Consider the following 15,257-nt stretch of genomic DNA (forward strand, 5'->3'; position numbering starts at 1 on the left):
CCGTCGTGCTAGGATGATCCCATGATGGAAGACCAGACACCACAAACCGCACAAACCGAAGCGCCGGCAACGGCGGCCACGCCGACCCCGTCGGCGCTGCCGCGCGACGAACTGGCGCGCATGACCGACGATATCGTCGCCGCGCTGAAGACGGTCTACGATCCGGAGATTCCGGCCGACATCTACGAACTCGGCCTGATCTACCGCGTCGACATCGAGGACGACCGGACGGTCAAGGTGGAAATGACCCTGACGGCGCCGGGCTGCCCGGTGGCCGGCGAGATGCCGGGCTGGGTCGAAAACGCAGTACGCACCGTCGAGGGCGTCATGGATGTCGAGGTGGAGATGACCTTCGATCCGCCCTGGACGCCGGACCGGATGAGCGAGGAAGCGCAGATCGCGGTGGGGCTCTACTGACGGCCGCTTGCGCGCGCTGCCGGGCGTGCATAAATCTCAGGCAACGACAGGAGTTGAACCCATGGCCTTTGCCATCATGACCATGACCGACCAGGCTGCGGATCGCGTGCGCGAGATCGTCGCCGGACGCGCCGAACAGGGTGCGCAGGGCGTGCGGGTCGGCATCAAGAAGGGCGGCTGCGCGGGCATGGAATATACGGTCGATCTGGTCACCGAACCCGATCCCAAGGACGACCATATCAGCCATGCGGGCGCCCATGTATGGGTCGATCCGGCGGCGATGCTCTATCTGCTGGGCACGCAGATGGATTTCGAGGTGACCAAGCTGCGTACCGGCTTCGTCTTCAACAATCCCAACCAGTCTTCGGCGTGCGGGTGCGGCGAATCGGTCGAACTCAAGCCCGCCGATCTGAAGGAACTGGCCGAGGCGCGGGGCGAACTGTAGCCCGACACAGGCGCTCGACCCTCCACCGGCTCGAAACGCAGCGCGGACCAAATGCAACCCAACCGGGAGCGTGCCGTCAGATTCTTCATCGGCCTGACTTGTGCCGCCGCGGCGCTGGTCGCCGCCTTCCGCCGGACGGGCGCGACCTTCCCGGCGTGTCACGAGCATTTCCGTCTCGAGCAGTAAGGACCGTCGAGGGACGCCGATGGATGAAGACTATCTCAGGGACCTGTTTGCCCCGTTCGGGCCGATCACCATCAAGCGCATGTTCGGCGGGCAGGGCGTCTACTGCGCGCACGGCATCTTTGCGCTCGTTGCCTTCGACAAGCTCTATGTGAAGGGCGACGACCAATCCTCGCCGGTCTATGAGGCCGAGGGCATGGAACGCTGGGTCTATGAGGGCCACAAGAACCGGCGGCCCACGGCCATGCCCTATTGGCAGGTTCCCGACGAGGCACTGGAAAGTGCCGATGCGATGGAGCCCTGGGGGCGCCTCGCCGTCGAAACGGCACGCCGGGCGCGCAAGTAATCCTGTTCAGAGCGCGGCGAGCGCCGCACGCAGCTTCTCGGCGTTGGCCGTCAGCACGTCCTGGTCTTCCATCTGGCCCGAATGGGCGCGCAGCGGCGTGCCGTCATGGCGCGGAATGACGTGGAAATGCAGGTGGAACACCGACTGGCCGCCCGCCGCTTCGTTGAACTGCATCACCGAAATACCATCGGCAGCGAACGCCGCCTTTGAGGCTAGCGCCACGCGCTGGACGACCGCAATCGCCGCGCCAAGCGCCATCGGCTCGGCATCGAGCAGGTTGCGTGACGCGGATTTGGGGATGACCAGCGCGTGGCCGTCGGCCTGCGGCATCACATCCATGATCACCAGCGTGTCTTCGTCCTCATGCACCGTGTGGGACGGGATTTCGCCACGCAGGATTCTGGCGAAGATGTTGTCGGTGTCGTATGCTGTCATGTCCTCGTCCGCCGTTCCGGGCATCGTTGCCGATCCGGTCTAGGCGCAGTTGCGCGGCGATTCAATCGGCCTTCCTGAACGGTCCCGCGTCGGCGAGGATCTTGCCGAACCGCGCCACATCGGCGCGCTCGTGGTGCAGGTAGTCCTCGATGGCCTTGCGGAAACCCTCATGCGGGATGAAATGGGCCGAATGGGTAGTCACCGGCAGATAGCCGCGCGCCAGCTTGTGTTCGCCCTGCGCGCCCGCTTCGACCACGGCCAGCTTGCGTTCGATCGCGAAATCGATCGCCTGGTGGTAGCAGACCTCGAAATGCAGGAAGCGGTGATGCTCGACACAGCCCCAATGCCGGCCGAAGATCGTGTCGCCGCCGATGAAGTTGATCGCGCCTGCAATGTTGCGGCCGTTTCGACTGGCCATCACAAGCAGGATGTCGTCGGCCATGCGCTCGGCGACAAGCGAGAAGAAGCGCCGGTTGAGATAGGGCCGGCCCCATTTGCGTTCGCCCGTGTCGGTGTAGAAGACGTAGAAATCGTCGAGTGCCGCTTCTGTGATGTCCGAACCGGTCAGCCAGTCGATGGTGATGCCGTTCTCAAGGGCGGTCGCGCGCTCCTTTTTCAGCGCCTTTCGCTTGCGTGAGGACAGGGTTTCCAGGAACTCCGCATAGGAGCCGTAGCCCTTGTTGATGAAATGGAACTGCTGGTCCGTGCGGTGCAGGAAGCCGGCCTCGAGCAGCGCGTCGAGATCGGGCTTTTGCGCAAACGTCACATGCGCCGAGGAGAGACCCAGCCGTTCGGTCAGTTGCGCGATCGCGTTGGCCAGCGCCGCGCGGGCGGCCTCGGCGTTGACGTCGGGGCCGATCAGAAGGCGAGGGCCGGTGGCCGGTGTGAACGGCACCGAAAGTTGCAGCTTCGGGTAATAGCGGCCGCCGGCACGCTCCCAGGCGTCGGCCCAGGCATGGTCGAAGACATATTCGCCCTGGCTGTGCGCCTTCAGATAGGCAGGGGCCGCTGCCAACGCGTTTCCCCCGCCATCTTCAAGCACCAGGTGCTGGCCGTGCCAGCCCGTGTCGGCGATGGCGCAGCCCGCTTCTTCCAGCGCGCTCAGGAAATCGTGCCGCATGAACGGGTTGTAGGCCGCGCCGCTGGCACGGCTGGTGCCGGCAAACCGGTCCCAGACCGCGCGGGGGACGTCGGCGATGCGCTCGTGAACCCGCACGACATGGGCGGGCTGGCCCTCGGGCGCGGCTGTGGCGGCGGTGGGATCGGTCATCAACCGAGATGTATTGCATCGCAAACGCGCCGCAAGGCGCGGCGGCGATTTTCATGCCGCGTCGGGATCGAACCCTTCAAACGTCATCTGGTCGGCATGGGCACGGGTCAGCGCAACCTGTTCGGGCGTCCGGACCGTCCAGGTGATGACCGGCAGGCCGCGCGCTCGCACCTCGGCGACGAAGGCATTGGGCAGGGCGGCGACCTGATAAGAGACGAAATCGATCCCCGCTTCGAGCTGTGGCCTGTGTTCGGCCAGCGCCGCATTGCTGATGCCCGACGCGGTCAGGCCCAGCGGCACGCCCGTTTCCATGGCGCGAAACGCGTCCAGAAGCGCGTGCTCGAACGACATGATGGCGACTGGCCCGCGATAGCCCGCAACATCGCGCGCGACGGCGCGCGCCAGATCGCCGTTGCGGGCGCCATTGTCCTTCATCTCGATGATGACAGGCACGGTCCCATCGACCAGATCAAGCGTTTCGACGAGCGTCATGATCCGGTCTTCGGTGCCCCCGACGGCGAGATCGCGCAGTTCATCCGCACAGCGGTCCGCGATAGGGCCCGTCGCGCCGGTCAGACGATCCAGCTCCGCATCGTGGAAGACCATCGCAACGCTATCGGCCGACAGTTGCACGTCCAGTTCGATGCCGAACCCGTCGGCGATCGCTGCCCGGAACGCGGACGCGGTGTTCTCCCACCGCGTCCGGTTGTCGTCGTGCAGGCCGCGATGGGCGATGGGCCGCGCGGTCAGAGAGGCGATGTCGGTCATCGGCCCTCGATGATCGCCTCGATCTCGACGGCGGCGTTGAGCGGCAGGCTGGCCATGCCGACCGCCGCGCGCGCGTGCCTTCCCCTGTCGCCCAGCGCTTCGGCCAGAAGGTCCGATGCGCCATTGGCGACCAGATGCTGCTCGGTGAATCCGGGCGCGGACGCCACGAACACGGAGATCTTGACGATCTTTTCGATGGCCTCGAGGCTGCCGAGCGCGCTTTTCGCCACCGCCAGAATGTTGACCGCGCACCATTTGGCCGCGTCCTGGCCGTCTTCAAGGCTGACATCGGCGCCGACCAGACCCGTCGCGCGCAGTGCGCCGTCCATGAACGGCAACTGCCCGGAGGTGAACACCAGATGGCCGCTGCGCACATAGGGCAGATAGTTCGCCGCCGGCGCGGCAACGTCCGGCACCGTGATGCCCATTTCGGCGAGCCTGGTTTCGATCTGATCGGTCATGCGTGTCGGTCCCCCTTTGGCGCGGGGCGGATTTTGCCTCGCTTCTGACAAGACGTTTCCTATAGTGGCGCCAAAAAGGAAAGCGATTCACGATGCCAATCCGCCGAAAAACCCTTGCCGTTTCAGCCGGCCTTCTGGTCGCCGTTGCAACGATGCCCGCGCCCGCCGAGGCCGCCGGCGTCCAACTGGCGCCGCACCGGGCTGTCTACGCGGTCGAACTGGAAGAGGCGTCGGACCGCAGCGGCATCACCGGCATGCGCGGCCGTATCGTCTACGAGTTCCGGGGATCGGCCTGCGAGGGCTATACGACCAATTTCCGCTTCGTCACGCAAATCGCCGCGCGCGCCGGCGGCCGCGTTACCGACCAGCAGACGACGACCTTCGAGGAAGCCGACGGCTCGTCCTTCCGCTTCCTGACCCGCACCTTCGTCGACCAGCGGCCCGACCGCACGATCGAAGGCGTGGCGGCCGTCGAGGACGATGCGACGATCGTCACGCTCAGCGAACCGGAGGAAACCGAGATCCGGCTCGACCCGGCCGCGTTTCCCACCGCGCACATGATCGATCTGATCGAGCGGGCCGCCGCCGGCGAGCGCTTCTACGAAAAAAAGATCTTCGACGGGTCGGACGATGCCGACCGGGTGCTGACCACAACGGTGATCATCGGTCCCGAAAAGACCGAGGACGAGGACGATCCCGATGCGATCGGCGCGGTCGCCGATGCGCCGTTCCGCAACATCTCGGTTGCCTATTTCGACGAGGTGACCGAGGGCGAGGGGCTGCCCGAATACCGGATCGCCTTCAAGATGCACGACAATGGCATCACAAGGTCGCTGGAGATGGACTATGGCGACTTCATGCTGTCGGGCACGATGGAGGAACTGGAACTGTTCGAGGTTGAAGACTGCTCCTGAGAACCCCATCTGACAGGTCTCTTGCCAAGAGGCGGGCTTTGGGCTAAGCGCCCGATCATTCCACACACGGTGCAGGCTGACGACCGGGAGACATCCGGCGGGGCCACCGGTGGCGGGCAACCGCTGACGCGCCGTGGAGGCAGAACCGGAAAGGACCATACGCATGGCAATGCCAGACTATTCCATGCGCCAGCTGCTTGAAGCTGGCGTTCACTTCGGCCACCAGACACACCGCTGGAACCCGAAGATGGCGCGGTACATCTTTGGCGACCGCAACAATGTCCACATCATCGACCTGTCGCAGACGGTGCCGCTGCTCGAGCAGGCGCTCAAGAAAGTGTCCGACACGGTGGCCGGCGGCGGCCGCGTGCTGTTCGTGGGCACCAAGCGCCAGGCTTCTGAAATCGTCGCCGACGCGGCCAAGCGGTCGGCGCAGTACTACGTCAACGCCCGCTGGCTCGGCGGCATGCTGACCAACTGGAAGACGATCTCCAACTCGATCGCGCGCCTGCGCAAGCTCGAGGAGCTTTTGGGCGGCGAGGCCGAGGGCTTCACCAAGAAGGAACGGCTGAACCTTGAGCGCGAGCGCGAAAAGCTCGACCGCGCGCTGGGCGGCATCAAGGACATGGGCGGCATTCCCGACCTGATGTTCGTGATCGACACCAACAAGGAAGCCATCGCCATCCAGGAAGCGCATCGTCTCGGCATTCCGGTCGTCGCGATCATCGATTCCAACTGCGATCCGGACGTGGTCGACCATCCGATCCCGGGCAATGACGATGCGGCGCGCGCCATCTCGCTCTATTGCGACCTGATCGCACGGGCGGCGATCGACGGCATCGAACGCCAGCAGGGCGCTTCGGGCGTCGATGTCGGCGCGCAGGCCGAAGCACCGGCCGAGCCGGCCATCGAGGAGGCTCCGGCTGAAGAGCCGGCGGCGGTCGCCGAAGAGCCTGCACCGGCTGCCGAGGAAGCCGCACCGGCCGAAGAACAGCCGGCCCAGGCCTGACGCAGCGCGATCGGACGCCCGCGGGGGCGTCCCTTCATCGGCGCGTCACACGGACCGGGCAGGGCCGGTTCCACAACGACAATTGGATGACACGCCGCGTCCCGGAGAGCTCCGGGCCGGCATGACGAAAGGCACGACAATGACCATTACAGCCGCATTGGTGAAACAGCTGCGCGACCTGACAGGCGCGGGCATGATGGACTGCAAGAAGGCGCTCACCGAAACCGATGGTGACCTGGATGCGGCGGTCGACTGGCTGCGCACCAAGGGCATCGCCAAGGCCGAGAAGAAATCCGGCCGCACCGCCGCCGAGGGTCTGATCGGCGTTGCCGCTTCGGGCGCCGACGCCGTCGTGGTCGAGGTCAACTCGGAAACGGATTTCGTCGCCCGCAACGACGCGTTCCAGACGCTCGTCGGCGATGTCGCGCAGGTCGCGCTCGGCACCGACGGTTCGGTCGAGGCGGTTGCCGCGGCCACCTATCCGGGCAGCGACAAGAGCGTTGAGGAAACCATCAAGGACGCCGTCGCGACCATCGGCGAGAACATGAACCTGCGCCGTTCGGCCAAGCTGAGCGTCGGCAGCGGCACGGTCGCGACCTATGTCCACAATGCGGTCAAGACCGATCTGGGCAAGCTGGGCGTGCTGGTCGCCATCGAAACCGGCGGCGATGCCGCTGCGGCGTCGGCGATCGGCCGGCAGATCGCCATGCATGTGGCGGCGACCAATCCGCTGGCCATCGATGTGGCCGATCTGGACCCGGCCGCCATCGAGCGCGAGAAGGCGATCTTTTCCGAGCAGGCCAAGGCATCCGGCAAGCCCGAAAACATCATCGAGAAGATGGTCGAGGGCCGCTTGCGCAAGTTCTACGAGGAAGTCTGCCTTCTCAAGCAGAGCTTCGTGATCAATCCCGACCTGACGGTCGAGCAGGCGCTCAAGGAAGCCGAAAAGGAAATTGGCGCTGAGGCGAAAGTGACCGCTTTCGAGCGGTTCGCGCTCGGTGAGGGCGTCGAGAAGGAAGAGAGCGACTTCGCCGCCGAAGTCGCCGCCGCCGCCAAGGGCTGACCGGCCCTTGAGCCTTCGGATCGAAATCGGTCCACACGAGACGGGCACCGCGTGACAAGGCGGTGCCCGTGTTGTATCGGGGCCCAACCGAATCCTGCTGCTGATCCCGAAAATCTGCCCATGTCCGAAGACCTTGCCTACAAGCGTGTCCTGCTGAAAGTGTCCGGCGAGGCGCTGATGGGCAATCAGGGCTTTGGCATCGATGTCGAAGTTGCCGACCGGATCGCCAGCGACGTCAAGCAGGCGGTCGACATGGGCGTGCAGGTCGCCATCGTGATCGGCGGCGGCAACATCTTCCGCGGGGTCGCGGTGGCCTCGCGCGGCGGCGACCGGGTGACCGGCGACCATATGGGCATGCTGGCAACCGTCATCAATTCGCTGGCGCTGCGCACTTCGCTGGTCAAGAGCGGACTGGATGCCGTGGTGTTGTCAGCCATTGCGATGCCGCAATTGTGCGAAAGCTTCTCGCAACGCAAGGCGATGTGGAACATCGAACAGGGCAGGGTGGTTGTCTTTGCGGGGGGCACGGGAAATCCCTATTTCACGACCGATTCGGCCGCGGCGCTCAGGGCCGCCGAAATCGGCGCGGACGCGCTGTTGAAGGGCACGCAGGTGGACGGCATCTATTCGGCCGATCCCAAGCTCGATCCGGCGGCCGAGCGCTATGAATGTCTGACGCATGCGCAGGTCATTGAAAAGGGCTTGAATGTCATGGACATAGCGGCGGTTGCGCTGACCCGCGAGAACCGGATTCCCATCGTCGTGTTTTCGATTCACGAAAAGGGCGGCCTGGCCGCCATCGTCAAGGGACGCGGCCGTTCGACCGTTGTCCGCGAGCAATAGTTCATCTGCCCGTTCCGGAGGAAGCAGTGTCATGAGTGAGTATGATCTTGCCGATCTGACCCGCCGCATGGAAGGCGCGATCACATCGTTCAAAAGCGATCTTGGCGGTCTGCGCACCGGCCGCGCTTCGGCCTCGCTGCTCGACCCCATCACTGTGGAAGCCTATGGCAGCGCGATGCCGATCAACCAGGTCGCCAACGTCACCGTGCCCGAGCCGCGCATGCTGGCGGTCAATGTTTGGGACAAGTCCATGGTCGGGGCCGTCGAAAAGGCGATCCGCGAGTCGAGCCTCGGCCTCAACCCGATGACCGACGGCACCACCGTGCGCGTCCCGCTGCCCGAACTGAACGAGGAGCGGCGGCGCGAACTGGTCAAGGTTGCCCACCAATATGCGGAAAACGCCCGGATAGCTGTGCGCCACGTGCGCCGCGACGGCATGGACACCTTGAAAAAGCTCGAAAAAGACGGCGAGATCGGTCAGGACGAGGGACGGTCGGAATCGGACGCCGTGCAGAAGCAGACCGACACATACATCACGCGTATCGACGAGTTGCTGGCCGAGAAAGAAGCCGAAATCCTTCAGGTGTAACCGCCGCGGCCGCAGGCGCAACGAATCGGGCGCCCGGCGTCCCCAAAGGAGATGTACGTGCTGTCCAAAGCGCCCGCTGACACGATCCTCGGTCCCGAACATGTCGCCATCATCATGGACGGCAACGGCCGCTGGGCCACCGCGCGCTCCATGCCGCGTACTTTCGGCCACAGGGCAGGCGTGGAAGCGGTGCGCCGCACGGTGCGCGCCGCGCCCAGGCACGGCATCCGGCACCTGACGCTCTACGCGTTTTCGTCGGAGAACTGGTCGCGGCCGCCTGAAGAGGTGCGCGATCTTCTGGGTCTGCTGCGGCTTTACATCCACCGCGACCTGGCGGAGCTGGCGGCAAACGGGGTTTGCATCCGCATCATCGGCAGCCGTGAAGGGCTCAAGCCCGACATTCTCGACCTGATCGAACGTGCCGAATCGCGCACGCGCGGCAATGTCCGGCTCAACCTCAACATCGCCTTCAACTATGGTGCGCGCGACGAATTGCTGCGCGCGGCGCAAAAGCTGATCGACACGGCGCGCCTGACGCCCGATTGCGAGCGGCGCCTGACGAGCGCCGATGTCAGCGGCGCGCTCGACACGGCCGGACTGCCCGATCCGGATCTGATCATCCGCACCAGCGGCGAAATGCGGCTGTCCAATTTCCTGCTCTGGCAGGCGGCCTATGCCGAATTGGTGTTCCTCGACTGCATGTGGCCCGATTTCGACGAAGACCAGCTTGTGCAGGCGCTCGAGGAATATCGCGGCCGGGAACGCCGTTACGGCGCGGTGACGCCGGCGCGCGACGTCGCCCTATGAGCAACCTCGCCGCCCGGGTCTGGTCCGGCGTGGTGCTGGGAGCGATCTTCATCGCCGTCACGATTGCCGGCGGAACGCCTTTCGTGATGTTCATCACGCTGATCGCCGCCATCTTCTGGGTCGAATGGACCGACATGAAGATGCCCGGCAGCGACGACCGGCTGCAACCGGTTGGCATTCTGGGCTTGATCGCACTGGCGGTCGTCATCCTGTTTGCGCCGCCGGCTGCCAAGACACTGCTTCTGCTCGCCGTTTTGGCCTTGTTCGCCGTTGCGGCCGTCGGCCTCAAGGACAGACGAGCGATTGGCGGGTTCGTCTATGCGGCGCTGCTTCTGACCAGTCTGGGCCTTTTGCGGGGCGATTGGGGCTTCGAGCCGGGCTTGGCGGCCATCATCTTCCTGGTCGCCGTGGTCTGGGCCACCGATATCGGCGCCTATTTCGTCGGACGCCGGGTAGGCGGGCCGAAGCTGGCGCCGCGCGTCTCACCCAACAAGACGATCTCCGGCGCGCTCGGCGGGCTCGCCTCGGCCGTTGCCGCAGCGCTCTTGGTCGATGCGCTGTTCGGCGTCAGCAGCTTTTGGGCGGCAATCGGACTGGCGCTGGTCCTGTCGACCCTGTCGCAGGCCGGCGACCTGTTTGAATCGTGGATCAAGCGGCGCGCCGGCGTCAAGGACTCAGGCCGCGTGATCCCCGGCCATGGCGGCGTCATGGATCGAGTCGATGGTCTTGTTTTCGCCGCGATTGGCCTATGGTTTGCCAGTGCGCTGCGCGCCGGCATCGACCAGCCCGCCCTTGCCTTTTTCTGACCGACAGCGGAGACCCGATGTTTGACTTCCTGACCGGACTCGTCGCGACGGACGGCTTCATCATCGGCATTGCCGTGCCGTTCCTGTTCGTTCTGACGGTCGTCATCTTCTTTCACGAACTGGGCCACTATCTCGTCGGCCGCTGGTGCGGAATCGGCGCCAAGGTGTTCTCGGTCGGCTTCGGCCCCGAACTTTTCGGCTTTGACGATCGCCACGGAACACGCTGGCGGCTGTCAGCGATCCCGCTCGGCGGTTATGTGAAGTTCGTCGGAGACATGAACGCGGCCTCGGCGTCGGCGACGATGGATGACGCGCTGACCGAAGCGGAACGGGCCCGGGCCTTCCACACCAAGAGCGTCTGGCGCCGCGCGGCGACCGTGTTTGCCGGTCCGGCCGCCAACTTCATCCTTGCAATCGTCATCTTCGCATTCGTCCTGGCCGTGTTCGGACGCGTCGTCGCCGATCCTGTGGTGGCCGAGGTTCGTGCCGGCAGCGCGGCCGAAGCCGCGGGCCTTGAAGCCGGCGACCGCTTCGTCAGTCTCGACGGCCAGCCCGTTGCGAGTTTCTCCGACGTGCAGCGTTATGTGGCGCCCCGCGCCGGCAGCCCGATCGCCATGGTCGTCGATCGCGACGGCCAGTCCATCGACCTGACCATCACACCCGAACGGCTCGAGATCGAGGACCGGTTCGGCAACAGGATCGAGCAGGGTGTGATCGGTGTCGTCAACAACCCCGAGGCGGGACGGTATCGCACCGAAACCTATCCGCCGCTGCAGGCCGTCTGGCTGGGCGTTCAGGAGACCGGTTATGTGATCTCGCGTACCGGCGGATATCTGGCCGGCGTCATCACCGGGCGCGAGAGCGCCGACCAGATCGGCGGCCCGATTCGCGTGGCGCAGGTGTCGGGGCAGGTGGCGACACTCGGCTTCATCGCCCTTTTGAACCTGACGGCGATTCTGTCGGTCTCGATCGGGCTGTTGAACCTTTTGCCTGTGCCGGTGCTCGATGGCGGGCACCTGATGTTCTATGCCTATGAGGCGGTGCGCGGAAAGCCGCTGTCGGAGGTGGCTCAGGAATATGGCTATCGGATCGGATTCGCGCTCGTTCTGGGCCTGATGGTGTTTGCGACCTGGAACGACATCACGATTCTTTTCGGAAATGGCTAGAACGTTACGCGTATCGCCATGCCGCATGCTTGACCCGCGCGATGAGGGCATTTCGTTTACCATGTGAGGCGGTCGTGCGTTGCGAAAACGTCACTAAACGGCACAAGCTAAACGCTTTTTAACCCTACTGCTTGCGTGTGGGACAAAAGCCTGCAATACGGATTTCGACGCTTTGAGTGAACTATCTGGTCTGGCTCGGACCCAAGCAGATTGGGGACAATACCGCATGAAAGCGGCTCCTAGATTTTTGAGCGCCGTGTCGGCTGCCGCGCTGGCTTTGACGCCGGCCGTCGGCGGTGCGATCGCCGTGCAGACGCTGACGATGGCAAGCGCGCAGGCAGCTGTGGTGAACGCGATTTCGGTTCGCGGAAACCAGCGTGTCGCCGAGCAGACGATTGCCGATTTCGTCGGATATCAGCCCGGCAGGAACTTCACTGATTCCGATGTCAACGACGCGGTGCGGGCGCTGTTCCGTTCGGGACTGTTCTCGAACGTCTCGGTCGTGCGCTCGGGCTCGACGCTCGTCGTAACGGTGGAGGAATTCGCCACCGTCAACCAGGTTCTTTTCCAGGGCAATCGGCGTCTCGACGATGACCGTCTGCGCGGCGTGGTGCAACTCGCCCCCCGCGCGCGATTCGATCAGGACACGCTGGACGCCGATGTCGAAGCGATCGTGGAAGCGTACAGCCGCACCGGACGGAGCGACATCACGGTCGATGCCAGCGTCGTCGATCTGGGTGAGAACCGCGTCAACGTCATCTTTCAGGTTGTCGAGGGCGACCGCACGAAGATCTCGCGCATCAACTTCACCGGCAACAACGCTTTCGGAGACCGGCGCCTGCAGGCCGTCATCACGACCAAGCAGTCCAACCCGCTGTCTTTCCTGACGCGCAACGATGTCTATGACGATCAGCGTCTGGCTGCCGACGAAGAGCGCCTGCGGCGCTTTTACTTCAACCGCGGCTATGCCGACTTCCGGGTCATCTCCTCGTCCGCCGATGTCGATCCGTCATCCGGCAACATCGTCATCAACATCGAGGTGGATGAGGGCGACCGCTACACGTTCGGCAACATCGAGATCGACAGCACCGTCACCGGCGTCGATCCGCAATCGCTGACGAGCACGATCCAGACCCGTTCGGGTCGCGTCTACAGCGCCGTCGATGTCGAGGATACGCTGATCGACATGTCCGAGCGATTGGCTGGCGCGGGCTTCCCGTTCGCCGAGGTCACGCCGGTCGGCAACCGCAATTTCGACAATCGCACGATCGATGTCACCTACATCGTCGATCAGGGTCAGCGCGCCTTCATCGAGCGCATCGAGATCGCCGGCAACACGCGCACGCGCGACTATGTCATCCGCCGCGAATTCGACCTGGCCGAAGGCGATGCCTTCAACCAGATCCTGATTCGCAGGGCGCAGCGCCGGCTGGAGGCTTTGGACTTCTTCTCGACCGTGTCGATAAGCACACGTCCCGGCTCGTCGCCCGACCGCGTCATTGTCGTCGTACAGGTCGAGGAAAAGCCGACCGGCGAGTTCGGCGCAGGTGTCGGATACACCACCGGCGGCCAGGACGAGGGCGTCAATCTGGAAGGTTCGATTACCGAACGCAACTTCCTTGGCCGCGGCCAGGCCATTCGCATCGGCATCGGCGGCAGCCAGAACTCGCGCACCTACAACATCTCTTTCACCGAGCCCTATTTTCTGGGCTATCGCGTGGCTGCAACCGGCAACGTGTTCCAGAACCGGCGCGACTTCGGAGACTATGAAGAGGTGGCCACAGGCGGTTCGGTGAGCTTTGGCCTGCCCCTGACAGACGATCTGACGGCCACTGCCGGCTATTCCTACTCGCAGACCGCCTTCAATGCGGACGGTGCCGATTGTACCGATTTGCCGGGGGATCCGGACGCCAACTGTAGCGCGCCCGGCTATGTTCAGACGCGGATCGCCAGCGGTCGTGACCGGATCAAGTCGTCGGTCTCCTACGGCCTGATCTACAACACGATCGACGACCGCAACGATCCGCGCAGCGGTCTCTTTGTCCGGGCGATCCAGGAAGTGGCCGGTCTTGGCGGCGACGCCCGCTTCGTCCGCTCGACGGTTGATGCATCCTATTATGTGACCGTGTCCGAAGATGCCGAAGTCGTCGGCCTTTTGAGTGCCGGCGCTGGCAACGTTACGGGCATTGGTCGGACGGTCGAGGGGTTCGACCAGTTCCAATTGGGTCAGCGGCGCATTCGCGGCTTCTCCTATAACGGTATCGGCCCGACCGATGCGGCGGGCAACTTCATCGGCGGAAAGACCTATTTCAACGCCACCGCTGAAGTTCAGTTCCCGCTGCCGGCATTCCCGCGCGATCTTGGCTTCAAGGGCGCCCTGTTTGCCGATGCGGCAACCCTGTTCGGCTCCGACGTAGCCGGCGCCATGAACACCAACATGGAATGGCGTGCGTCGGCCGGTCTCAGCGTGATCTGGCAATCGCCGTTTGCGCCGCTGCGCTTCGACTATGCCTGGCCGCTGGCCAAACAGGCGCACGACAAGGAGCAGCGCTTCAGCTTCTCGGTGTCGTCCGCCTTCTGACGATGTGATCGCCCGGTACGAGGACAGGACCAAGCGCCGGGCGTCCTGATTGGTGCCGATTTTGGCAATTGATCCGCATTTTCACCGTTCCGACCTTCCGCTTCCGCTCGATATCGTTGCCGGGCGCGGCGATCTCGTGTTGCCGGACGGCGGCGCCGGGCGGGCCGTGGTCACCACGCTTGCGCCCGCCTCGGCGCCCGTGACGGGAAGCCTGGTCTTCATCGAGAGCGCCCGCAACGTCGCGCTTGATGCGCTCGGCCTGTGCAGCGCCGTGATCGGACCCGCCGATCTGGCCGGACTTTTGCCCGAGGGCCCCGTCCATCTTGCGGCCAATGCGCCGCGGCACGCCTTTCAGGATATTGCGCTGGCGCTTTTTGCGGACAGCATTGGCGACGCGGTGGCCATCGCCGATCCGGCCACGGCGCTCCACCCCTCATCGGGCGCGACCGTTTCGCCCACAGCGCGCCTCGAGGACGGCGTGATCCTGGCGCCGGGTGCCGTCATCGGTGACGATGTGGAGATCGGTGCGGGCACGATCGTCGGCGCCAATGCGGTCATTGCGCGCGGGTGCCGCATCGGCCGCAACGGCCACATCGGTGCGGGCGCGAGCCTGCAATACGCCTTGCTTGGCGACCGGGTGCAGATACTGCCTGGCGCGGCGATCGGCCAGGACGGGTTCGGCTATGTGCCGCGCGCCGACGGCCTGCGCAAGATGCCGCAGCTCGGCCGTGTCGTCATACAGGACGATGTCGAGATCGGCGCAAACACGGCGATCGACCGGGGCACGCTGGGCGACACGGTGATCGGGCAGGGCACGAAAATCGACAATCTGGTGCAGATCGCCCACAATGTGCGGATCGGCATGCACACGGTGATCGCCGGCCACTGCGGCATTTCGGGCAGCGTGACCATCGGCGACCAGTGCATGCTGGGCGGCGGTGTCGGCGTCGCCGACCAGATCGTCATCGGCGACCGGGTTCAGATTGCGGGCGGCGCCGGCGTGATGGACAACATTCCGTCGGGCGAGCGCTGGGGCGGTTCTCCCGCCAAGCCGGCCAGAGACGCACTGCGCGAAGTGCTGGCATTGCGCCGGCTTGCCAATGACCGTAAGAGGTCGGCTCAATCCGATTAACGCAAGGGCTTCCGCTTCTTGG

Annotated in this window: 17 protein-coding genes; 13 read left to right on the forward strand and 4 right to left on the reverse strand. The window is 64.7% G+C overall.

Annotation, left to right across the window (positions count from 1 at the left end; translation table 11 throughout):
* The first annotated feature begins 24 nt into the window (after positions 1-24).
* From ACOQOU_RS00615 to ACOQOU_RS00625, 3 genes are all read left to right on the forward strand, one after another.
* The gene (locus ACOQOU_RS00615) at positions 25-417 is read left to right on the forward strand and encodes an SUF system Fe-S cluster assembly protein (protein ID WP_420578894.1); all 393 of its coding nucleotides are present in this window, start codon (positions 25-27) and stop codon (positions 415-417) included.
* A 61-nt stretch (positions 418-478) separates the two neighbouring features.
* Entirely contained in the window at positions 479-862 is a 384-nt protein-coding gene (gene sufA / locus ACOQOU_RS00620; RefSeq protein WP_109767171.1) for a Fe-S cluster assembly scaffold SufA, read from the forward strand.
* A 205-nt stretch (positions 863-1,067) separates the two neighbouring features.
* Positions 1,068-1,391: a TfoX/Sxy family protein gene (locus ACOQOU_RS00625; RefSeq protein ID WP_109767170.1), complete on the forward strand. Its 324-nt coding sequence runs from the start codon at positions 1,068-1,070 to the stop codon at positions 1,389-1,391.
* A 6-nt stretch (positions 1,392-1,397) separates the two neighbouring features.
* Here ACOQOU_RS00625 and ACOQOU_RS00630 read toward each other — a convergent pair whose 3' ends face one another.
* From ACOQOU_RS00630 to ACOQOU_RS00645, 4 genes are all read right to left on the reverse strand, one after another.
* Positions 1,398-1,826, reverse strand: a complete 429-nt coding sequence (locus tag ACOQOU_RS00630) for an HIT family protein (protein WP_109767217.1) — start codon at positions 1,824-1,826, stop codon at positions 1,398-1,400.
* Between the two features lie 61 nt (positions 1,827-1,887).
* Positions 1,888-3,096 carry a GNAT family N-acetyltransferase gene (locus ACOQOU_RS00635; protein ID WP_306025557.1) on the reverse strand — a complete coding sequence of 403 codons (1,209 nt, stop codon included), beginning with the start codon at positions 3,094-3,096 and terminating at the stop codon, positions 1,888-1,890.
* Positions 3,097-3,147: 51 nt separating this feature from the next.
* Positions 3,148-3,864, reverse strand: coding sequence for a glycerophosphodiester phosphodiesterase family protein (locus tag ACOQOU_RS00640; RefSeq protein ID WP_306025558.1), 717 nt, complete (start codon positions 3,862-3,864; stop codon positions 3,148-3,150).
* The gene (locus tag ACOQOU_RS00645) at positions 3,861-4,325 is read right to left on the reverse strand and encodes a RidA family protein (protein ID WP_306025559.1); all 465 of its coding nucleotides are present in this window, start codon (positions 4,323-4,325) and stop codon (positions 3,861-3,863) included. The genes ACOQOU_RS00640 and ACOQOU_RS00645 overlap by 4 nt, the downstream gene beginning before the upstream one ends.
* 92 nt (positions 4,326-4,417) lie before the next feature.
* Between ACOQOU_RS00645 and ACOQOU_RS00650 the strand changes: the two genes are divergently transcribed.
* The 10 genes from ACOQOU_RS00650 to lpxD all read left to right on the forward strand — a co-directional run bounded on the left by ACOQOU_RS00650 (position 4,418) and on the right by lpxD (position 15,235).
* Positions 4,418-5,239, forward strand: coding sequence for a cell envelope integrity EipB family protein (locus ACOQOU_RS00650; RefSeq protein ID WP_109767166.1), 822 nt, complete (start codon positions 4,418-4,420; stop codon positions 5,237-5,239).
* 163 nt (positions 5,240-5,402) lie between these two features.
* Complete coding sequence (gene rpsB, locus ACOQOU_RS00655; RefSeq protein WP_109767165.1) at positions 5,403-6,248, forward strand: 30S ribosomal protein S2; 846 nt, start codon at positions 5,403-5,405, stop codon at positions 6,246-6,248.
* 139 nt (positions 6,249-6,387) lie between these two features.
* Entirely contained in the window at positions 6,388-7,311 is a 924-nt protein-coding gene (gene tsf / locus ACOQOU_RS00660) for a translation elongation factor Ts (RefSeq protein ID WP_306025560.1), read from the forward strand.
* A gap of 120 nt (positions 7,312-7,431) precedes the next feature.
* Positions 7,432-8,154, forward strand: coding sequence for a UMP kinase (pyrH, locus tag ACOQOU_RS00665; protein ID WP_109767164.1), 723 nt, complete (start codon positions 7,432-7,434; stop codon positions 8,152-8,154).
* 31 nt (positions 8,155-8,185) lie between these two features.
* The gene (gene frr / locus ACOQOU_RS00670; protein WP_109767163.1) at positions 8,186-8,743 is read left to right on the forward strand and encodes a ribosome recycling factor; all 558 of its coding nucleotides are present in this window, start codon (positions 8,186-8,188) and stop codon (positions 8,741-8,743) included.
* A 51-nt stretch (positions 8,744-8,794) separates the two neighbouring features.
* Positions 8,795-9,550 (forward strand): isoprenyl transferase, encoded by a 756-nt coding sequence (locus ACOQOU_RS00675; RefSeq protein ID WP_420578761.1) that lies wholly within the window; start codon positions 8,795-8,797, stop codon positions 9,548-9,550.
* Positions 9,547-10,356, forward strand: coding sequence for a phosphatidate cytidylyltransferase (locus ACOQOU_RS00680; RefSeq protein ID WP_109767162.1), 810 nt, complete (start codon positions 9,547-9,549; stop codon positions 10,354-10,356). Before ACOQOU_RS00675 ends, ACOQOU_RS00680 begins: the two co-directional genes overlap by 4 nt.
* Positions 10,357-10,373: 17 nt before the next feature.
* A complete protein-coding gene (rseP, locus tag ACOQOU_RS00685) occupies positions 10,374-11,522 on the forward strand; it encodes an RIP metalloprotease RseP (RefSeq protein ID WP_109767161.1) in 1,149 nt (382 codons plus the stop codon).
* A gap of 226 nt (positions 11,523-11,748) precedes the next feature.
* Positions 11,749-14,103, forward strand: coding sequence for an outer membrane protein assembly factor BamA (gene bamA, locus ACOQOU_RS00690; protein WP_109767160.1), 2,355 nt, complete (start codon positions 11,749-11,751; stop codon positions 14,101-14,103).
* 61 nt (positions 14,104-14,164) lie between these two features.
* Entirely contained in the window at positions 14,165-15,235 is a 1,071-nt protein-coding gene (gene lpxD, locus ACOQOU_RS00695) for a UDP-3-O-(3-hydroxymyristoyl)glucosamine N-acyltransferase (protein WP_306025561.1), read from the forward strand.
* The last annotated feature ends 22 nt before the right edge of the window (positions 15,236-15,257 follow it).

Source organism: Oceaniradius stylonematis (assembly GCF_965223445.1).
GTDB classification, from domain to species: domain Bacteria; phylum Pseudomonadota; class Alphaproteobacteria; order Rhizobiales; family Rhizobiaceae; genus Roseitalea; species Roseitalea stylonematis.